At 48.8% G+C, this 22,815-nt stretch carries 7 protein-coding genes; 4 read left to right on the top strand and 3 right to left on the bottom strand.

Translation table 11 applies throughout. The annotated features are described in order from the left end of the window. Window positions 1–123 precede the first annotated feature (123 nt). On the top strand, window positions 124–3,939 hold the full coding sequence (locus ACOJUN_RS19520) for a DUF4116 domain-containing protein (protein ID WP_422133560.1): 3,816 nt from the start codon (window positions 124–126) through the stop codon (window positions 3,937–3,939). Between the two features lie 385 nt (window positions 3,940–4,324). Further along, window positions 4,325–8,038, top strand: coding sequence for a DUF4116 domain-containing protein (locus ACOJUN_RS19515; protein WP_422133559.1), 3,714 nt, complete (start codon window positions 4,325–4,327; stop codon window positions 8,036–8,038). A gap of 76 nt (window positions 8,039–8,114) precedes the next feature. Here the strand turns inward: ACOJUN_RS19515 and ACOJUN_RS19510 are convergent, their stop codons facing one another. Then, entirely contained in the window at window positions 8,115–11,234 is a 3,120-nt protein-coding gene (locus tag ACOJUN_RS19510; RefSeq protein ID WP_422133558.1) for a hypothetical protein, read from the bottom strand. Between the two features lie 338 nt (window positions 11,235–11,572). Here ACOJUN_RS19510 and ACOJUN_RS19505 point away from each other — a divergent pair, with 338 nt between their 5' ends. After that, the gene (locus tag ACOJUN_RS19505) at window positions 11,573–15,280 is read left to right on the top strand and encodes a DUF4116 domain-containing protein (protein WP_422133557.1); all 3,708 of its coding nucleotides are present in this window, start codon (window positions 11,573–11,575) and stop codon (window positions 15,278–15,280) included. A gap of 97 nt (window positions 15,281–15,377) precedes the next feature. Here the strand turns inward: ACOJUN_RS19505 and ACOJUN_RS19500 are convergent, their stop codons facing one another. Then, a complete protein-coding gene (locus ACOJUN_RS19500) occupies window positions 15,378–15,572 on the bottom strand; it encodes a hypothetical protein (RefSeq protein WP_422133556.1) in 195 nt (64 codons plus the stop codon). Beyond that, window positions 15,553–18,657, bottom strand: coding sequence for a hypothetical protein (locus tag ACOJUN_RS19495; protein WP_422133555.1), 3,105 nt, complete (start codon window positions 18,655–18,657; stop codon window positions 15,553–15,555). Before ACOJUN_RS19495 ends, ACOJUN_RS19500 begins: the two co-directional genes overlap by 20 nt. Before the next feature lie 269 nt (window positions 18,658–18,926). Between ACOJUN_RS19495 and ACOJUN_RS19490 the strand changes: the two genes are divergently transcribed. Next, window positions 18,927–22,727 (top strand): DUF4116 domain-containing protein, encoded by a 3,801-nt coding sequence (locus ACOJUN_RS19490; RefSeq protein WP_422133554.1) that lies wholly within the window; start codon window positions 18,927–18,929, stop codon window positions 22,725–22,727. The last annotated feature ends 88 nt before the right edge of the window (window positions 22,728–22,815 follow it).

Below are 22,815 nucleotides of genomic sequence, written 5' to 3'. Positions count from 1 at the left end.
TTTGACTATGCCAGGTCGTTAGCAAAAAACATTGAAGCCCTGTTGAGGATAAGACTGACGGATAGTTGAAACTTTTTTCAAAAACACCAGTCAAATATAGAAAGGATTATGGAGATCACAGTCATGGAAAACACTCAGCTAACAACATCGGGCTTAGCATTACCCACATCTGCCTGTTCGCCAAAATGCGAAAAAGCATCTGCATCTGCATTCGCTCGTTCTGTTATTTCTGCCAAGCAAGATTTCCCACCCTGCATGAAGGATAATTCAGACAAAACTGTCCTCTCTTGTCCTCAACTACCTGCTCGTGATATCAAACTTCCGAATACGGATAACCGCAGGCCTGCCAGCCATGACTTGTCCAGCTTGCAAGCCAACAATGACCGGGCCTTTGTGGGCGGCAAGGGACTGTTTCTGCACCATATGCAGCAGGCCGGGATCCCGGTTCCACCCTTCACTGTGGTTGACACTGCTCTGGTCGCCAGGCTGGAGCAACAGCCTTTCCCCAAAAAATGCCTGTTGCCCTTTTTGCCACACATAAACATGCGGAGCCAGAAATCATTCAGTCTGGAACAATTGCGCACGATCGTTACCAAACTCCCCCATCCGCAACAATCAGAATGGCTCAAGGGGCTATCCGGATTTATTGCCAGTGAGGATTTCTATCAACAGGTCAAAAAAACCAGTGCTGCCAGGGAGATTCACCATTGCTACACCCTACTTCGGCAACAAGCCAGGGGAGCCTGCATCGTCCGAAGTTCCGGCGTCGATGAAGACCGCTTCGGCAATGCCCAGGCCGGTCGCTATGATTCCCGGGTTCATGGTGGCGGCGATATCCTGAAAACCTGCCTGCAAGTCCTGTCATCCGCCTACCGGCCTGAGGTCTGCCCGAAAGGGCAGGTAAAACCCATGGCGCTGGTCCTGCAGCAGTGCATCCATTGTCGGCTGGGGGGTGTAGTGATCAGCCACTCAACCTTGGAAGACGATGCCATGCAGCTGGAATATGCACAGGGGCAACCACGGGGGGCCGTCTCCGGAAATGCAGGCATTCGCCCCCATCGCTATACGATCAGACGCAGTGATGACGAAAACAGTCAACCGGATCGGCAATTTACCCCGGGAGACGTTAGCAGCCAGTTTGTTCTGAAAAAAATCACCGGTGGAGAGGGTTATGTTGAAGAGTGCATTGCGACAACCGGCAATGCAAAAGACATCAGGCTTACTGACAAGATATTGCAACAAGTCCAGAAGTATATAGAACAGCTGGAAAATATGTTCTATTGCCCGGTGGATGTGGAGTTCGGTGTCGATAACCGGGGGAATGTCTTCGTCTTCCAGTGCCGACCAGTGACCCAGCTGCCGGGCAGTAGCCGTTTCTGTGCAGCCGCTCCCTCCCTGCCTTTGGCTGAAGGAACCCTGGTCAGTGAAGGTTACTGCAGTGGCCTGGCCCTGGTGGTCAACGAGCTGGTCAGCGCGGAACAGATTCCGCCCGGTAGCATTCTGCTTGCCAATCACGGCAGTGACTGGATGCTGGCACCGGATATTTTAAAACGTCTGGGCGGCTGCGTGTTCAAACAGGGAGGAACCAACGATCATGTTGCCATCACCCTGCGTCAGGCGGGTATACCCTGTCTGGTGGCTGGTTCTCAATATTCTGAGGCAGCCAGCGGGCAACAGGTCACACTGGTGGCAGGCAGTTTTTCCGGCAGCCCCGGAGCCTATTTGCTGACAGGCGACCAGTCTGCCTTCTGGGAGGCCAATAGTACCCATTCCGGACAGGAGACCGTCAGCTCACCCGCAACAGGTGCTGCAGAACCCCCGGACTTCACCCGGATCGACGAAGGTTTTGGCTGGCTGAATCGCCAAAATAACCGCTTGCTGGATTATTTTCTCCCTGACCGAATACTCAGTCACTGCCTTGGTCCGAGGCGGAGCAAGGCCGTGAGCATGTCAGCAAACCGAACGGATCTGTTGCAACAGCTTGGCATGGAGATTCGGCTGTTGCAGGATGATTTGCAACTGTTTGTATCCGGTTATACGCACTTTTTAGATCTGGCCAAAGTGTCTCAATCCGATAAAGCACACATTAAAGTGCCAACCTTTTGCAATGAAATCCAGCTCCTTGAAAAACAATGCAAGAGCCTTAAAGATGCCATTGATAACCTGTGTTCAAAAGTGGTCATACCGCTGACCACTGGCCTGAAAGTATCCAGCCAGCCTGCGAATTTCAGACAATGGCTGAAGGATTGCCAGACCTTGCGGGATAAATTGCAAACACTGACCCAGCCCAAGGAAGTGACAGCTATCCATTCTGCTCATGACCTGATTTACTGGCTTCATAAGCGATTTGTTAAAGCTCTTGCCCCGGTGGCTAAAGCATCAGGACAGGGAGAAATTACCAAATTTGCTGAAAAGAGATCGCTGATTGATATGCGCCCCCCAGGCGCTTACGGACTATTAAACCACCATTGCATCTCGTTACTGAGGAATATTCCCGGATTGAAGCTAGGTGTGCTTAACATGGCGGATGCTGCTTTTGCCACTATATCCCTCGGACAACACGTCTGCACCATAACCATGCTGGAACAGGCTGAGGGAGGCAAGGGCCGTACACTCCGCCTCGACATCTCGGACGATTTTTCCCAAGACCAGAGAAACATGCACCTACAGGGTAAATTGAAGCGTTTCTGGTTTTTGGTCCAGACACTCCGTTGTGCATCGATTGATGAAAGTTCACGGCCAATGGCGATCCGCTTCAATCAAAGCACGGGTAAAATAACCGTAGAGTGCAATCAGGTTGATTCCACATCAGCATTACAGGAGGCCTCTGTGAAATTGTTGGTTATTCTGTCAGCACTGCGCGACATGGATATGTCACTCAGCAATTCTTATCAGGGTGCTACTGATCAGTGGGATTTTGAAACACTGGTTAAAAGGTGCCAAAACGGACTGGACGATCCCTTAAATAAGTCGACATACAAACAATGCCTGGTATTGGATGCAATCATAAGAAATGAGACAAGCTTCAAAAAATACGTGCTATTGGATTCAATCTCAGGGGGCAGGGATGGTGACTTCGACGATCGTCTAGACCACTACGGACCTCGTGTTTCGCTCCTTGATTATCTGGAAAGTGAATACAGGCTCTTTTATGAAATGGCCAAAGAAGTCCAAGACTGGCTTCAGACAACTGAGGACTCGAATAACCATACGGAACTTCGCCAAGTCATGACCACTGCTACCAGCCACCTTGAGCCGAAGGCTGCACCAGGAATTATAAAAGAACTGTTATTTTGTATGGCTAGTCTGGATGATTGGCGGCGCATACGTGATGTTGCTATTAAACTCTTGCGTGAGGACTTTGATTTGGATAAGGATAGAGGTCTGGTGCTTCTGCTGGTTAAGCAAAATCCAAAGATATTTGCATCTCTCGATGACAAATTGAAGGATGATGTTGACATCGCTAAAACTGCAATAGAACAAAATCCATATTTTTTACAATATGCCAGCGATCGTCTCAGAAATGATAGAACGCTGGTAAAGATTGCCGTCAAAAAAGATGGTCATGCAATCAAGTATGCCAGCAGCAAGCTCAGGAATGACCACGAGGTGGTTCTGTTGGCCGTGAAAAAGATTGCGTCTCCCCTTCTTGATGCCGGGGAGAAAGCAAGAAACGATAAAGCCTTGTTGAGAATTATCATTAAGGAGCAACCCTTAGCCTTCGCATGCATTGATGATTCCCTTAAAAATGACAAGAAATTTATTCTTCGACTGCTCTCACAACAGCCTTGCATCTATAAATATTTCAGCAACAGTCTGAAATCTGATCCGGATATTCTGGCCGCAGCCAGTCAAAGGAATATAGTTGAACCTGAAATCACGAGCTCAGATCAGCCTGAAAAGCCGACAGACCAGGGCTCTTCGTGTGTAATCCTCTGACTCTGACTTTCACCTTCTGAGTGCGCTTTTGTGAACGGATGGGGTGCAGAAAAAGATGACCGGTACCCGATGTTGTCCCGAAGATTTCGCTACACCCCTCAAGAAACACCTCTCATTCTGTTATACCAATCGAACTTTCTAACTCCCTATTGCGCTGAAGATTTGAGCCTTAATCCTGCGTTGGCGATCGTCGCCATAGCTAAGGCTATGACTCCTCACGCCGCCTTGTCTTAAGGCTCAAATCTCCATGCTCATTGCGGGAGTTAGAAAATACGATTGGTATTAGCTCTGTGCAAGAAGAGGTCTGGTGTTCATTTATTGAAACTTTTTTCAAAAGTAAGGGTCTTATTTCAAAGAAATCAAGGAAATCCAGGAAATCAAGGCTATGGAGAGTATTCAACCCACAAAATCAGGTCCGGCTGAGGACAAATCTGCCCGGTTATCGGGTGATCAGGCAGCGTACGCACTCAACCGTTCTGTCACTCCTTACGATCAAGAGAGCCCTTCTCGCAAGCAGCTGCAGTTAATGAAGGTTTATCCAGGTAAAGCTTTCCCGTCTTTTACTCCGCTACCCGCTCGTGGTGTCGAACATCCGGTTACGAAAAATAGCAAGCCTGCCAACCATGACTTGCCACCTGACATTTCTACTCTCATCACAGACGAGCAAATCCGATCCTCTTTTGGCGGCAAAGGATTGTTTCTGCAGCGTATGCAGCAGGCCGGTATCCCGGTTCCACCCTTCACTGTGGTTGACACAACCCTGGTCGCCAGACTGGAGCAACAGTCTTTCCCAGCAAAATGCCTGTTGCCCTTTTTGCCAGATATTGACTCGCGGGGTCAGGAATCATTCAGTCTGGAACAATTGCGCAGGACTGTTACCGAACTCCCCCATCTGCAACAATCAGAATGGCTCAAGGGGTTATCCGGGTTTATTGCCAGTGAGGATTTCTATCAACTCGTCAAAAATATCAGTGCTGCCCGGGATATTCGCCATTGCTTCTTCAGGCTCCGGCAACAAGCCGGGGAAGCCTGCATCGTCCGCAGTTCCGGCGTCGATGAAGACCGCTTCGGCAACGCCCAGGCCGGTCGCTATGATTCCCGGGTTCATGGTGGCGGCGATATCCTGAAAACCTGCCTGCAAGTCCTGTCCTCCGCCTACCGACCTGAAGTCTGTCCAAACGGACAGGTAAAACCCATGGCGCTGGTCCTGCAGGAGTGTATTCATTGTCAGCTGGGGGGTGTAGTGATCAGCCACTCAACGTTACAGGACGATACCATTCAGGTGGAATTTGCACCAGGTCAACCCCGGGGGGCGGTCTCCGGAAATACAGGTATCCAACCCCATCGCTATACGATCAGGCGCAGTCATGACGAAAACAGTCAACCGGATCGGCAATTTACCGCTGGAGACGTTACCACTCAGTTTGTTCTGGAAAAAATCACCGGTGAAGAGACCGGCGAAGCAGGTTATATCGAACAAAGCACGACGGCATCCCCGGATGCAAAAGACATCATGCTCTCTGAAGAGATATTGCAAAAACTGCAGCAATACACAGAACAGCTGGAAGATATGTTCTGTTGCCCGGTCGATATTGAGTTCGGCGTGGATGGCGATCAGCAACTCTACGTGTTCCAGTGCCGACCAGTGACCCAGCTGCCGGGCAGTACCCGTTTCTCTGCACCTGTGCCAACCCTGCCACTGGCTGAAGGAATCATGGTCAGTGAAGGTTGCTGCAGTGGTGTAGCCATGGCGGTCACCGAACCGGTCAAGGCAGAACAGATTCCGCCCGGAACCCTTCTGTTTGCCAATCACGCCAGTGACTGGATGCTGGCACCCGATATTTTAAAACGTCTGGGCGGCTGCGTGTTCAACCAGGGGGGAACCAACGATCATGTTGCCATCACCCTGCGCCAGGCGGGTATACCCTGTCTGTTGGCTGGTTCTCAGTATCCTGAGGCATTAAGACAGAGCAGCGGACAACAGGTAACACTGGTGGCAGGGAGTTTTGCCGGCAGCCCCGGAGCCTGTTTGCTAAACGGCGACCAGTCTGCCTTCTGGCAGGCCCATAGCACCAGTTCCAGACAGGATATCATCAGCTCACCCGCAACCGGTGCTGCTGAGCCACCGAACTTCAACCGAGTCGACGAAGGTTTTGACTGGCTGAATCGCCAAAATACCCGGTTGCTGGACTATTTTCACCCTGACCGGTTAGCAGGCTTCTGCCTTGGCCCGGGGCGAAGTAAGGCCGTCAGCATGTCAGCAAACCGATCGAAACTATTAAAACAGCTTGGCATCGAGATTCAGCAGCTACAAGAGGATTTACAACGGTTTGTATCCGGTTATCAGAACTTTTTAACGCTGGCCACAGCGTCTGAATCGAATGCAATAGCAGCCGAAGTCCAACCCTTTACCGAGGAACTCTCATCCCTTGAAACACAAAGCAATTGCCTGAAAGATGCCATTGCTAACCTGCGCTCAAAAGTGGTCATACCGCTGACCAGCGACCAGGAAGTACCGGACCAGTCTGCGAATTTCAGACAGTGGCTGAGAGATTGCCAGGCCTTGCTGGATAAATTGCAAAAACTGAACCAGCCAGAAGAAGTGCGCGATATCCGCTCTGCCCACGACCTGATTTACTGGCTTCATCAGCGATTTGTTAGCGCTCTCGCCCCGGTGGCAGCAGCATCAGGGCAGGGACAAATCACCAAAATCACAGAAAATAGAACACTGATTGACATACTCCCCCAAGGAGTTCCCGGACTATTAAACGACAATTGCCTTTTTGTACTGAGAAGACTTGGCATAGTAAAGCTACGCATGCTTAATATGGTGGATGCCGCTTTTATTAATGCAACCCTCGGAGTGCACATCTGCACCATAGCAATGCTGGAACAGGCCGAGGGAGGTAAGGGCCGTACACTTCGGCTCGACATCTCTGATCGTTTTTCCCAAGACGAGGAAAAAAAACACCTACAGGGCAAATTGAAACGTTTCTGGCTTTTGGTCCAGACACTACGTTGTGCATCAATTGATAAAAGTTCACGACCAATGGCGATCAGTTTCAATCAAAACGCGGGGAAAATGATCATAGAATACACCCAGGTTGATACCACCTTAGCGTTACAGAATGGCTTTGTGAAATTGATCACTGTCCTGAGAGGACTGCCCTCGATGGATATATCAATCAACAATTTTAATCGCGGAAATAATACCGATAAGTGGTATTTTGAAACACTGGTTAAAAAGTGCCAAAACGGGTTGAACGACGACCTGAATAGCTGGATATTCAAACATTGCCTGGTATTGGATGTCATCAAAAGCCGCCATATACCCTCATACTACTATGACTTTGCGTTCCTTGATTTTCTGGACGGCGAATACAGGTTCTTCCATGAAATGGTCCAACAAGTTGATGATTTTCTTAACACAACTCAAGGCCCGGATAGAAGTTCAAATCTTCGTCAAATCCTGACCGCTGCTACCGGACACCTTCAGCCGAATTATGCTGCAAGAATAACAAAAGAACTGCTAGCTCACATGGCCATTGAAACCCACTCTCCAAAGATTTTTATTTTACTCCTGCGTGAGAACTTTGATATAGATCACGACAGGAATCTGGTGCTTTTCCTGGTGCAACAAAACCCAAATGTATTCAGATATATCTCCGACGAATTCAAGGATGATATTGAAATAGCCAAATCTGCAATAGGACAGCAAGGGCTGTCATTAAAATATGCCAGCGCTCGTTTCAAAAAGGATAGAGTGCTGGTAATGCTTGCCATTAAAAGTGATGGCTGTGCACTAAAGTATGCCGGTACGGATCTCAAAAATGACCCTGATGTGGTTATGGCGGCTACCAGAAGGCATTTTGATGCCTTTCACTATGCCGGGCAGACAGTAAAAAACAATAAAACCCTCTTGAGAATACTCATTGAAGAAAACCCTAAGGTCATGGACTTTGCTCCTGAGTCCCTTAAAAACGACAAGGACTTTGTTCTGCCACTGCTCTCAAGGGATGTCCGCATTTACGAATACCTTGGCGAGGAACTGAAATCTGATCCGGATATTCAGGCTGCAGCCCGGAACCAGGACGCTTGATTCAGGCAATAGAGCAATAGGCACAACTTATGAGGCTGGCTGTGCCTATTCCAGCCAGCCTTGTTGCGTCTTCGCTTCATTCCTTATACGGCAAAACACTAACATCACGATCAGGAACAACCTTCACGGGCACCCGCATTTCCTGCAGCTTTACCTTACCTTTCTTGTCATATCCCCTGAAACGTTTCTCATTAACCACCGCAAATCCTCTTTTCTCAAGCGCTCTTTTTGCCTTACGTGATTTCAGGGTTTCCTGGGTTAATGTGCCGAGGCTCATGAGTATCCCTTTGGATTGCAGTCGTTGCACCTCCTGAACGATGGCCTCTTGTGTTTCAGTGCTCAGTAATCTGAAGCCATGGCGACACTGCATCTTTTCCAGACGGGTCATTCTTTCAGGCACCCTGACTTGTCTGAGATCATGAAAACTGTTGTGGATGCCACGGGTAATCCCCTTTTTCTGGTCAGTCTTGCACTCTGTATGGTCAGGGCTGGAACAGGTGTTAATGCCTGCACGGCTGGCAATATAGCGCCGGACGTTATCATCCAGGTATTTTTCCATGTTCTGCAGAGGCAGGGGCGTGTGTTCAAATTTATCGGTGATAGCGGTCCTGTCTGGCTGGAGCTGGAAAGTTTGAACATAGGGAACCGTCCGCAGGTCTTTGCTGTCACTGCCAGTGACCTGTAGCAGATCAGCAGCACCGTGCATGGCGGCTTCCAGTTGCTGTTGCGAGTCCGGTTTCAGGGCAGGACCATGGGTGAAATTCCGGGTCAGTTGCGACGGCAGATCCAGACGCGATGGGTCAAACTGTCTGGGCTTTTGTCGGTCTTTGAAGAGTCCCGGGAACGAGGCATCAACCCCGCTGAATCGGATAAAGTCCATGCGGTCGGCAAAGCGCAATACATGCAGATAACCGCGAACCTGTGTGGACAGATTCTGGTCGCTCTTACCCTGTAGGTCGTCTTCCTTGCGGGCCAGTGCTTCGGCAATATCATTCAGCTGATGTTGTGGGTACTGCCCCTTCAGATCCCGCTTGAAATAGGAAGCCGCCCTGTCTTCTTCATCCTCTTTGGGGACATCTTCTGCAGCGGCATCATGATAGATGATCGCCAACGACAACAGGTTCTTTTCAGATTCAGAGAAACGCATCAGATCGGATTTCTCCAGCAACTCGATGTACCACAACAGATTGTTCCGGGCCCGCAATACATGACTGCAGTTGTGATCAGGCTTCCATACCCCGGGCAATGTGTCACTGCCAAGGCATTGGATGACTCGCTCAGGACCGGGGCGACGGTAATAATGCTGCAGTATTTTCAAAATGGTCTCTTCGTTATCCCTGGCATTGGGCAAAACCGGTGGAACGCTGAAGGCGTCAACGAGAAATTGCAACTCCTCTGGTTGCGTCAGGGAGGCAGGTTGGGCAGATCGACAGTCGCTGAGGCCGAGGGACTTTTGCAGTTCGACTATTTGTTGTTGCTCTGCTTTGACTTTTTCTGGCCATTGCTGGTAAAAGGGCTGTTTATCTCGGCATTTCCAGAGTGCTTTAATCCAGATGATATAGTCATCTGCACTCAGCTTTCCCAAGGATTCTTTGATGCCTTCAGGGCCGGTGTCAGCTATTTCTTTTCTCACGGCGCTTAATGTTTGCTCATTGGGCTTGCCAAAATGAAACAGTGCTAACAAATAATTCCTAAGTTGGTTAAAGGGATGATGTCCCTCAAAAGGTCGTTGAAGGACAAGGTAAAACGCTTCCTGCAGTTGTGCTGAACTGAGTCTCAGACAACGCTGATGAAACTCCAGCATCACAGCCGGATCATTGCAAGATGGGTGGCAAAGTATCATAGACCGTAAATCAATACCCTTGTAGGATAATCCCAACGCCTTCAGATGGCGGCAAAGCCTTATTGAATAAAAATCCTGTAGAATGTTGTTGGCGGTTTTCTCATTAACAGACACTCCGCATTTGGCCAGATCAGTGGCTAATTGGACAAAAATAGCTTCCTGTTTAGCTGTCCAGCTCATACACTGGTCTTCGTCAGCTGCTGTCTCTCTGTGAAGATGGTCGTAAAGACATAATTCGCCTGCTGATTCGATCAACACATCAAATAGTGTTTGGTATTCTCCTTCGTAAAATACTTTCTTTTGTACAGGGAAACCCTGGTCTATTAATTTCCGTAAGCGTTGATGAGTGGAGGAATCCGGGTTCGTTACCAGTTTCATAATGTCCTCAACCTGAACCGGATGCCGCTGTGTTGGCAGATACTGTTGATTCAGAATTTCTGCTTTTAACGGCAATGGCAGAAGATTCAATAACATCATCAAGATCTCTTCAGAAATGTTATGGGATATCGCAAAATTTCTGAGCCTGGCTTCATTAAGCGTTAACAGATGATCACTGGGGAGTTCATCCTCAAAATAAACCTCTGCAGAACCGCCTTGCCTGGAAAACACCAGCCAGGGCAATGGGTCTATGCCTAAAGCCTCCTCTAATTGGTGTTTATCCTGCAAATGATCGGTAATACTTTTGGCAATGTTCTCTTTGATCGTGAAAAAACACTTGATGTGTGATTTTGTATAGCCGGTGGTTAGCCATTCTGCAGGGTTTCTTAACTTTTCATTATCTTTTTCCCTGAATTCGGGCGCTTTGAATGTGCCGTTCGGTCGCAGTTCACCTGACGTAGACTTCCTGTATACACTACAGAGCCGGTCAGCTTGTTCGAGCTTTTTCAATCGCAGTGAACTGTGGTCAGGGAGGCATTTAGTAGAAAGTTCATCCGGCTTTAAACCCCTGAACTGTAAATGAGCTGTAACAGCATGATTTTTATAAGCAGCGAGCGTATCGGGTTTTAGAATGCCAACTGTGACATCTTTCGTTGGGGGTAATAAAGAAGGCACATCTTCGATAATCAGGTTGACCGGTCTTGGTGCTTTTGGATACTCGTCGTTATGGTCATGATAAATCGACTCTTTTTCGAATCTTGTATAACATGATTCCGAGTCGCACGCCCGAATCTGTCGAGCCCCCAAAGTGCCGACCTTCAGGGCTGCGTGCAATTCCTGTCTTAGCTGCTCTCTGCTACCCGGGGACAGGCAGTGTGCAGTGTTTGAATTTTTGCCAGATTGCGCCGAACAACTCTCAGGGTTCGTAAACGATGCTGTCGAGAGTGAATTTCCTGTTTCTGGTAATGAATCCATATCAATAACCCCTGGAGTAATTGCAAAATCATTGTGATGTCCGGATTAGAATTACCCCACTCGTATTGCCGCCCTGATGTTCCTGAAGCAAGGAAGCGTTAAACATAGAGATAAACCCGACGTCATTCCTGAGCCGCTGGTGAGTCACTGCTGACGATGAATACCTGACTTCATCGGGATGATGGTGTTGGTATTAAGGTTCTTTTAAAAACGGCACTATAGTTTCTGACTTTTTTACATCAAAAAAGTTCCTGCAGCTTAAACCCGGACTGACGATTAGTTGAAACTTTTTTCAAAAGCACCGGTCAGATGTGAGAAGAATTATAGAGATCACAGTCATGGAAAAGGCTCAACCAACAACACCAGGCTTAACTTCACTGAAACCTGCCCGTAAGCCAGACTGCAACAGCGCATCTGCATTCGCTCGTTCTGTTATTTCTGCCAGGCAAGACTCTCCTCCTGACATGGGGCACTGGACGGATAATTCAGACAAAACGCTTCTCTCTTGTCCTCAACTACCTGCTCGTAATATCAAACTTCCGAATACGGATAACCACAGACCTGCCAGCCATGACTTGCAGCTTGACACCTTGTCAGTCACCGATGACAGGCAAACCCGGGCCTTTATGGGCGGCAAGGGACTGTTTCTGCAGCGTATGCAGCAGGCCAGTATCCCGGTTCCACCCTTTACTGTGGTTGACACAACCCTGGTCGCCAGGCTGGAGCAACAGCCTTTCCCCGCAAAATGCCTGTTGCACTTTTTGCCAGATATTGACACCCGGAGCCAGGAATCTTTCAGCCTGGAACAATTGCGCACAATCATTAGCGAACTCCCCCATCCGCAACAATCAGAATGGCTGAAGGGGTTATCCGGATTTATTGCCAGTGAGGACTTCTATCAACAGGTCAAATATGTCAGTGCTGCCGAGGATATTCGTCATCGCTACTTCATGCTTCAGCAACAAGCCAGCGAAGCCTGCATCGTTCGCAGTTCCGGTGTCGATGAAGACCGCTTCGGCAACGCCCAGGCCGGTCGCTATGATTCCCGGGTTCATGGTGGCGGCGATATCCTGAAAACCTGCCTGCAAGTCCTGTCCTCCGCCTACCGGCCTGAAGTCTGTCCAAACGGACAGGTAAAACCCATGGCGCTGGTCATGCAGGAGTGCATTCATTGCCAGCTGGGGGGCGTAGTGATCAGCCACTCAACCTTACAGGACGATACCATTCAGGTGGAATTTGCTCCGGGTCAACCCCGGGGGGCGGTCTCCGGACGTACAGGCATCTGCCCTCATCGCTTCAGGATCAGGCGCAATGATGACGAAAACAGTCAACCGGATCGGCAATTTACCGCTGGAGACGTTACCACACAGTTTGTTCTGGAAAAAATCACCGACGAAGAGACCGATGAAACGGGTTATATCGAACAGAGCACCACGGCAACCACCGATGCAAAAGACATCATGCTTTCTGACAAGATATTGCAAAAACTGCAGGAATACACAGAACAGTTGGAAGATATGTTCTGTTGCCCGATGGATATTGAGTTCGGCGTGTCTATGTTAGGGCAATTGTACCTGTTCCAGTGTCGGCCAGTGACCCAGCTGCCGGGCAGTACCCGTTTCTCTGAACCAGCACCAGCCGTGTCGATGGCTGAAGGCATCATGGTCAGTGAAGGTTGCTGCAGTGGTTTGGCCCTGGCGGTCAACGAACCGGTCAACGCAGAACAGATCCCGTCCGGAACCCTTCTTTTTGCCAATCACGCCAGTGACTGGATGCTGGCACCCGATATTTTAAAACGTCTGGGCGGCTGTGTGTTCAAACAAGGGGGAACCAACGATCATGTTGCCATCACCCTGCGTCAGGCGGGTATACCCTGTCTGTTGGCTGGTTGTCAGTATTCTGAGGCATTAAGACAGAGCAGCGGACAACAGGTAACACTGGTGGCAGGCAGTTTTGCCGGCAGCCCCGGAGCCTGTTTGCTGACCGGCGACCAGTCTGCCTTCTGGCAGGCCAATAGCACCACTTCCGGTCAGGATATCGTCAGCTTACCCGCAAGCAGTCCTGCAGAACCACCCGAGTTCACCAGAGTCGATGAAGGTTTTGGCTGGCTGAATCGCCAGAATGACCGGTTGCTGGACTACTTTCGCGCTGACCGGTTACTTAGCCATTGCCTTGGACCAGGACGAAGCAAGGCAATCAGCATGTCAGCAAACCGATCGGATCTGTTATCACAACTTGGCAGGGAGATTCATCTTCTGCAGGGCGATCTGCAACAATTTTTATCCGGTTATCGGCGTTATTTAGATCTGGCCGTCGGGTCTGAAGCGGTTGCTATACCCTCCAAAATCCAGCCCTTTACCGATGAACTCCCGTACCTTGAAACACAATTGATAGACCTGGAGGATGCCATTGATGACCTTTACACAGAAGTGGTCACGCCGCTGGCTGGCAATGAAGAATTGCCCTCCCGGCGGACGGATTTCGGACAATGGCTGAGAGATTGCCAGACCTTGTTGGATACATTGCAAAAACTGAACCAGCCCAGTTATGAATGCGAAATCTGTACTGTCCACGACCTGATCTACTGGCTTCATCAGCAATTTGTCAACGCTCTCGCGCCGGTGGCTGGCGCATCCGGCCAGGGAAAAATTACCGAAGTTGAAGAAGACAAAACGCTGGTTGAGATACTCCCCCGGGGAGTTTCCGGACTATTAGACGACAATTGCATCTCGGTACTGGGCAAGCCTAGTTTATTTGAACTAAGCGTGCTGAATATGGTGGATGCCGCCTTTGTTAATGCAACTCTGGGAGTGCACATCTGTACCATAACCATGCTGGAACAGGCCGAGGGAGGCAAGGGCCGAACACTCCGCCTCAACATCTCAGATGATTTTTCCCAAGACAAGAAAAACGAGCACTTACAGGGTAAATTGAAGCGTTTCTGGTTTTTGGTCCAGACACTGCGTTGCGCATCATTAGATAAAAGTTCACGGCCAATGGCGATCAGCTTCAATCAAAGCGCGGGAAAAATGACCATAGAGTATACCCGGTTTGATTCCACACCAGCATTACAGAAGGCCTTTGTGGAATTGGTGAACATTCTGTCCGGGCTCACCTCCATGGATATATCAATCAACCAATTTAATTTCAGTAAAAATAACGACAAATGGTATTTTGAAACGCTGGTTAAAAGGTGTCAAAACGGGCTGGACGAACCTTTAAATAACTGGACGTTCAAACATTGCCTGGTATTGGATGCAATCAATGACAGGGAGGCAGATTATTGGAATCATGAATATACTTTCCTCGATTATCTGGATAGCGAATACAAGCTGTTTTTTGATATGGCCAGTAAAGCTTGTCATTTTATTGAGGCAACTGAAGATCCGAATAGAAATTCAGAACTTCGCCAAATATTTAATGCTGATACCAAACACCTTGAGCCGAATGATGCTGCAAGAATAATAAAGGAACTGCTCTGTAGCATGGCCATTGCAAGCGAATGGCAGGGGCGGGAAGCTTGCATTGAACTGCTGCGAGAGGACTTTGATTTAGATCATGACAGGGATCTGGTACTTTCGCTGGTTCAGCAAAGCCCGGAAATATTTAGTTTGATCGCCGACCTGTTTAAAGATGATACTGACATAGCGAAATCTGCCATAGAGCAGCAAGGAGATTTGTTAGCTTATGCCAGTGAACGTCTCAGAAATGACAAGTCGCTGGTAAAGCTTGCCATCAATAATTATGCGGATGCACTCAAATATGCCAGCACGGATCTCAGGAATGACCCGCAAGTGGTTTTGTTGGCTACCAGAAGCTATTTTCCTGCCTTTTACTATGCCGGACAGACAGCAAAAAACAACAAAGTCCTGTTGAGGACAATCATTGAGGAAAATCCTTTAGCCATGTTCTATGTCGCTGATTCCCTTAAAAATGACAAGGATTTTGTCCTGCCTCTGCTCTTACGAGTTCCCCAAATCTACGTATACCTTAGCGACAAACTGAAATCTGATCCGGATATTCAGTCTGCAGCTGAAAGGATGTAGTGGAATGGGTGACCATTCTGTCAGGTCTGACCTCCGTAAGTTTCTTGACATCCTCCCCGCCGTGAAGAGGGTGTTGCAAAACTTCAACAGCTCATTCTCACGCTCTGAAGTCGTCATTCCCGCGAAGGCGGGAATCCAGCGCCAACGGTGGATCTCTGTCTTCTCGGGGATGACAAGGCCAGGGGGACACCGGGCAGTACGGTTCTGGTGGAGAGTCAGTGTGGATTCCCGCCTTCGCGGGAATGACGAGAATGACGTTATTCCGGACAGCCTTATTGCTTGTTCGCTTCATTACGATCAGGCGGAACCTTCACAGGCACCAGCATTTCCTGCAAGTTTACCTTACCTTTCTCGTTATATCCCCTGAAGCGTTTCTCATTAACCACCGCAAATCCTCTTTGCTCAAGCGATCTTTTCGCCAGGGGTGATTTCAGGGTTTCCTGGGTTAATGTGCCGAGGCTCATGAGTATCCCTTCGGATTGCAGTCGTTGCACCTCCTGAACGATGGCCTCTTGTGTTTCAGTACTCAGTAATCTGAAACCGTGGCGACATTGCATTTTTTCCAGACGGGTCATTCTTTCAGGCACTCTGACTTGTCTGAGATCATGGAAACTGTTGTGGATGCCACGGGTAATCCCCTTTTGCTGGTCCGTTTTGCACTCTGTATGGTCAGGGCTGGAACAGGTGTTAATGCCTGCACGGCTGGCAATATAGCGCCGGACGTTATCATCCAGGTATTTTTCCATGTTCTGCAGAGGCAGGGGCGTCTGTTCAAATTTATCGGTGATAGCCGTCCTGTCAGGCTGGAGCCGGAAAGTTTGAACATAAGAAACCGCCCGGAGGTCTTCATGATCACTGCCAGTGACCTGTAGCAGATCAGCAGCACCGTGCATGGCGGCTTCCAGTTGCTGTTGCAAGTCCGGTTTCAGGGCAGGATCAAGGCTGAAATTCCGGGTCAGTTGCGACGGCAGATCCAGGCGCGATGGGTCAAACTGCCAGAACTTCTGTCGTCCTGTCAAGAACCCCGGGAACGAGGCATCAACCCCGGTGAATCGGATAAAGTCCATGCGGTCAGCAAAGCGCAGTACATGCAGATAACCGCGAACCCGTGTGGAAATATTCTGGTCGCTCTTACCCTCTACGTCGTCTTCCTTGCAAGTCAGTGCTTCGGCAATATCATCCAGCTGATGCTGTGGGTACTGCCCCTTCAGATCCCGCTTGAAATAGCTGGCCGCCCTTTCTTCTTCATCCTCTTTGGGGACATTTTCTGCAGCGGCATCATGATAGATGATTGCCAATGACAACAGGTTCTTTTCAGGTTCAGAGAAATGCATCAGATCGAATTTCTCCAGCAACTCGATATACCACATCAGATTGTTCCGGGCCCGCAATACATGACTGCAGTTGTGATCAGGCTTCCATACCCCGGGCAATGTGTCACTGCCAAGGCATTGGATGACTCGCTCCGGTCCGGGACGTCGGTAATAATGCTGCAGTATTTTCAGAATGGTCTCCTCGTTATCCCTGGCATTGGGCAAAACCGGTGGTACGCCGAAGGCGTCGACGAGAAATTGCAACGCCTCTGGTTGCGTCAGGGAGGCGGATTGGACAGATCGACAGTCGGTGAGGCCGAGGGACTTTTGCAGTTTGACTATTTGTTGCTGCTCTGTTTTGACTTTTTCTGGCCATTGCCGGTAAAAGGACTCTTGATCTCGCCGCTCCCAGAGTGCTTTAACCCAGTGGATATAATCATCTGTGCTTAGCGTTCCCAGGGATTTTTTAATGCCGTTAGCGCTGGTGTCTGCTATTTTTTTTCTGATGGCGCTTAATGTTTGCTCATTGGGCTTGCCAAAATGAAACAACGCTAGTAAATATTTCTTAAGTTGTTTACAGGGATGATGTCCCTCAAAAGGTCTTCGAAGGACAAGGTGAAACGCTTCCTGCAGTTGTGCTGAGCTGAGTCTCTGGCAACGTTGATGAAACTCCAGCATCACAGCCGGATCGGTGATAGAGTCGTGATCAATCATTAAAGACCATAAATCTGTACCCTGGTAGGATACTCCCAATGCCTTCAAGTGGCAGAAAAGTCTTTTTGAATAAAATTCCTCTAAAAGCCTATTGGCGGTTTTCTCAGTAACAGGCACTCCGCATCTGGCCAGATCAGTGGATAATTGGATAAGGATATCTTCCTGATAATCTGCCCAGCTCAGGCACTGGAATTCGTCATTACCCGTCATTCTGTAAAGCTTATCGTTCCGCCAAGATACGGTTGCTGACTTGATCAATAAATCAAATATTGTTTGGTATTCTCCCCGGTAAAGTACTTTTTTTTGAACAGGGAAACCCTGGTCTATTAACTCCCGTAAGCGTTCACGAGTGAAGCAATCCGGATTCGTTACCAGTTTTATAATGTCCTGAGTTCGAAACTGCACCGTTGGCAGATGCTGTTGATTCAGGATTTCTGCTTTTAACGGCATTGGCAGAAGATTCAATAACCTCTTCAGGATCTCTTCAGAAATGTTATGGGATATCGCAAAATTACCAAGCTTGGTTTCATTAAGCGTTAACAGCTGATCACGGTGGAGTTCATCCTCAAAATAAACTTCTGCAGAACCGCCTTGCCGGGAATAAACCAGCCAGGGCAATGGGTCTATGCCAAAAGCCTCTTCTAATTGGTGTTTATCCTGCAAATGATCGCTAACACCTTTGGCAATGTTCTCTTTTACAGTCAGAAAACACTTGATTTGTGATTTTGTATACCCGGTGGTGAGCCATTCTGCAGGGCGTCTTAACTTTTCATTATCTTTTTCCCTGAATTCGGGCGGTTTGAATGTGCCGTTCGGCCGCAGTTCACCTGACGTAGATTCCCTATAGACACTACAGAGCCGGTCAGCTTGCTCGAGCTTTTTCAATCGCAGTGAACTGTGGTCAGGTAGGCATTTAGTAGACAGTTCATCTGGTTTTAACGTATTTTCCTCTAAAGAAAATGTGCCGGCATGATCTTTATAAGCAGCGAGCGTATCGGGTTTTAGAATGCCGACTATGACATCGTTTGGTCTTACTAACATCGAGGGTACGTCTTCGATAATCAGGTTGACAGGTCTTGGTGCTTTAGGAAGCTCGTCGTTATGGTCAAGATAAACCGACTCTCTTTCGAATCTTGTAAAACATGATTCCGAGTCGCACACCTCAATCTGTCGAGCACCGAAAGTGCCTGCCTTCAGAGCTGCCCGCAATTCCTGTCTTAGCTGCTCTTTACTACCCGGGGACAGGCAATGTGCAGTGTTTGAATTTTTGCCAGATTGCGCAGAACAACTCTCAGGGTTCGTAAACGATACTGTCGAGAGTGAATTTCCTGTTGTTGGTAATGAATCCATATCAATAATCCTTAGAGTCATTGGAAAGCCATTGTGATGTCCGGATTAGAATTACCTCACTCGTATTGCCGCCAGGAGCCTGACGATAAAATAACTGCCTTCATCGGGATGATGGTGTTGACATTAAGGTTCATTTAAAACCGGTATTGATGCTTTCTGACTTTTTTATATCCAAAAAGTTCCTGCCGCCTGGATCCGGACTGACGGGTAGTTGAAACTTTTTTCAAAAGCACCGGTCAAAGGTAAGAGGGATTAAGGAGATCACAGTCATGGAAAAGACTCAACCAACAACGACGGGCTTTACTTTGCCCGAATCTGCCAGTGAAGCAGACCGCTGCATCGGACGGGCATTCGCTCATTCTGTTATTTCTGCCGGGCAAGACTCCCCTCCTTGCGTGGGGCACATGACGGATGATTCAGATAAAACCGTTCTCTCTTATCCTCAACTACCTGATCGTGATATCAAACTTCCGAATACGGATATCTGCGGGTCTGCCAGCCATAACTTGCAACCTGCCACCTTGCCAGCCACCGATGACAGGCAATCCCGGGGCTTCGTGGGCGGCAAGGGCCTGTTTCTGCACCTTATGCAGCAGGCCGGGATCCCGGTTCCACCCTTCACGGTGGTTGACACAACCCTGATCGCCAGGCTGGAGCAACAGTCTTTTCCCGCAATATGCCTGTTGCCTTTTTTGCCAGATATTGGCACGCGGGGTCAGGCATCATTCAGCCTGGAACAATTGCGCACGATCGTTACCGAACTACCGCATCAGCAACAATCAAAATGGCTCAAGGGGTTATCCGAATTTATTGCCAGTGAGGATTTCTATCAACAGGTAGAAAATATCAGTGCTGCCCGATATATTCGTCATCGCTACTTCATGCTTCGTCAACAAGCCAGCGAAGCCTGCATCGTTCGCAGTTCCGGCGTCGATGAAGACTGCTTCGGCAATGCCCAGGCCGGTCGCTATGATTCCCGGGTTCATGGTGGCGGCGATATCCTGAAAACCTGCCTGCAAGTCCTGTCGTCCGCCTACCGGCCTGAAGTCTGTCCAAACGGACAGGTAAAGCCCATGGCGCTGGTCCTGCAGCAGTGCATTCATTGCCAGCTAGGGGGCGTAGTGATCAGCCACTCAACACTACAGGACAATGCCATTCAGGTGGAATATGCTCTGGGTCAGCCGCGGGGGGCGGTCTCCGGAACAACAGGAATTCGCCCCCATCGCTATACAATCAGGCGCAGTGACGATAAAAACAGTCAACCAAATCGGCAATTTACCCCGGGTGATATTACGACACAGTTTGTCCTGGAAAAAATCACCGATGAAGAGACCGGTGAAGCGGGTTATATCGAACGGAGCAACACGGCAACTACTGATGCAAAAGACATCATGCTCTCTGACGAGATATTGCAAGAACTGCAGAAAAACATAGAAAAGCTGGAAGATATGTTCTGTTGCCCGGTCGATGCTGAGTTTGGCGTGGATGGCGATCTGCAACTCCACGTGTTCCAAAGTCGACCAGTGACCGAGCTGCCGGGCAGTACCCGTTTCTCTGCACCTGCGCCAACCCTGCCACTGGCTAAAGGAACCATGGTCAGTGAAGGTTGTTGCAGTGGTGTCGCCCTGATGGTCACCGAACCGGTCAATGCGGAACAGATTCCACCCGGTGCCATTCTGTTTGCCAATCACGCCAGTGACTGGATGCTGGCACCTGATATTTTAAAACGTCTGGGCGGCTGCGTGTTCAAACAGGGAGGAACCAATGATCATGTTGCCATCACCTTGCGACAGGCAGGTGTAAGCTGTCTGTTGGCTGGTTCTCAGTATTCTGAAGCATTAAGACAGAGCAGCGGACAACAGGTAACACTGGTGGCTGGCAGTTTTGTCGGCAGCCCCGGAGCCTGTTTGCTGTCAGGCGACCAGTCTGCCTATTGGCAGGCCAGGAGCACCACTTCCGGTCAGGATATCATCAGCTCAGCCGCAACCAGTCCTGCGGAACCACCCGACTTTACCCGTGTCGACGACGGTTTTGCCTGGCTGAATCGCCAGAATCACCGGTTGCTTGACTATTTTCACCCTGACCGTATAACAAGTCGCTGCCTTGGCCCGGGCCGAAGTAAGGCAGTCAGCATGTCAGCAAACCGATCGAAACTATTACAACAACTTGACCTTGAGATTCAGCAACTACAGAAGGATTTAGACCTGTTTGTCTCTGGTTATCAGCACTTTTTAGGTCTGGCCACAGCATCTGAATCAAATACTGCACCATCCAAAGTCAAACCCTTTACCGAGGTAATCCATCTCCTTGAAAAACACTGCAAAAGCCTGAAAGATGCCATTGATAAACTGCGCTTAAAGGTGGTCTTGCCGCTAACCACCGAGCTGGAATTACCCGACCAACCTGCGAATTTCAGACAGTGGCTAAGCGATTGCCAGACCTTGCAGGATAGATTGCAAAAACTGACCCGGCCCATATCTGTGCTCGATATTAGTTCTGCCCACGACCTGGTTTACTGGCTTCATCAGCAATTCGTTCTTGCACTCGACTCGGTGGCAGAAGCATCAGGGCAGGGACAAATCACCAAAATTACAGACGCCAGAGTGCTGATTAATATACTCCCTCAGGGCGCTTTGGGACTATTAAACGACAAGTGCATGTCGGTAGCGAGCAAACTTCCCATAACAAGGCTACGCATGCTTAATATGGTGGATGCCGCTTTTGTCAGTGCGAAACTCGGAGTGCACGTCTGCACCATAAGCATGCTGGAAGAGGCCGAGGGAGGCAGGGGCCGTACACTCCGCCTCGACATCTCTGATAATTTTTCTGAAAACGGGTTCAACACACACTTACAGGGTAAATTGAAGCGTTTCTGGTTTTTGGTCCAGACACTGCGCTGCGCATCGATTGATAGTGATTCACTGCCAATGGCGATCAGTTTCAATAAAAATGCATGGAAAATGACCATAGAATACACTCAGGTTGATTCAAAAAAAGCATTACAAGATAGCTTTGTGAAATTAGTGACTGTTCTGAGCGGACTGACCGACCTGGATATGTCAATCAACAAATTTAATCGTGGTGAAAATCTTGACGAATGGAATTTTGAAACGCTGGTTAAAAAGTCTCAAATCGGGCTGAGCGACTCTGTAAATAACTGGATATTCAAACATTGCCTGATAGTGGATGTATTCGAAAGCCGTGACGTGCGTCGATGTTACAAAAACTATGCGTTCGTTGATTATCTGGACGACGAATGCAAGTTGTTACATGAAGTGGCCAAAAAAACTCATGAAACTCTTGAGGCATTTCGGGCCTGGTACAGAAGTTCAGAACTTCGCCAAATGTTAGCCGATGCCAGCAAACAGCTCAAACCCGATGATGCGGCAAGAATAACAAAGGAACTGCTGACCCACATGGTCATTGAAGACTTCCACCCGGAGCTTACTTTTACACTCTTGCGTGAGGACTTTAATTTAGATCACGATAAGGATCTGGTGCTTTTCCTGATAGAACAAAACCCGATGTTATTCCGTTTTGTCTCCGACGCATTCAGGGATGATTTCGATATAGCCAATTCTGCAATAAGATCGCGAGGGCGGTTATTAAAATATGCCAGCGATCGTTTCAAAAAGGATAAATCTCTGGTAATGCATGCCATTAGTGATCCTGGCGGTATTTCTCTTGAGTATGCCAGTACCGATCTCAAAAATGACCCTGAAGTGGTTATGGCAGCTACCCGATATAATTATCATTCCTTTCAATATGCCGGGCAGACAGTAAAAAACAACGAATCCCTCTTGAGAGTCCTCATTGCAGAAAACCCTTTGGTCTTGATCTATGCAACTGAGTCCCTTAAAAATGACAAGGACTTTGTCCTGCCAGTGCTCTCAGGAAATACCCACATTTACGAAAATGTCCACATTTACAAATATCTCAGTGACAGACTGAAATCGGATCCGGATATTATGGCCGCAGCCGGGCACCCGATTAAAATTGAACCTGAAACCGCGAGTTCAGATCAGCCTGAAAAGCCGAAAGATAAAAAGCGTTCGTGTGTCATCCTGTGACTCTGATTTTCACCTTCTGAGTGCGCTTTTGTGAACTGATGTGGTGCAGACAAAGAGGCCCGATACCGGAATAAAGTAAGGCTCTCAT

It is taken from the genome of Endozoicomonas sp. ALD040 (assembly GCF_049275945.1).
Lineage (GTDB): Bacteria > Pseudomonadota > Gammaproteobacteria > Pseudomonadales > Endozoicomonadaceae > Endozoicomonas_A.
The sequence above is the reverse complement of the archived record's forward strand: the minus strand, read 5'-3'. Positions and strand labels throughout refer to the sequence as shown.

Bases quoted from the DNA above. Each gene is read 5' to 3' on its own strand.
- ACOJUN_RS19515 (WP_422133559.1), top strand. From the start codon at position 4,325: ATGGAGAGTATTCAACCCACAAAATCAGGTCCGGCTGAGGACAAATCT.
- ACOJUN_RS19510 (WP_422133558.1), bottom strand. From the start codon at position 11,234: ATGGATTCATTACCAGAAACAGGAAATTCACTCTCGACAGCATCGTTT.
- ACOJUN_RS19490 (WP_422133554.1), top strand. From the start codon at position 18,927: ATGGAAAAGACTCAACCAACAACGACGGGCTTTACTTTGCCCGAATCT.
- ACOJUN_RS19495 (WP_422133555.1), bottom strand. From the start codon at position 18,657: ATGGATTCATTACCAACAACAGGAAATTCACTCTCGACAGTATCGTTT.
- ACOJUN_RS19500 (WP_422133556.1), bottom strand. From the start codon at position 15,572: ATGAAGCGAACAAGCAATAAGGCTGTCCGGAATAACGTCATTCTCGTC.
- ACOJUN_RS19505 (WP_422133557.1), top strand. From the start codon at position 11,573: ATGGAAAAGGCTCAACCAACAACACCAGGCTTAACTTCACTGAAACCT.
- ACOJUN_RS19520 (WP_422133560.1), top strand. From the start codon at position 124: ATGGAAAACACTCAGCTAACAACATCGGGCTTAGCATTACCCACATCT.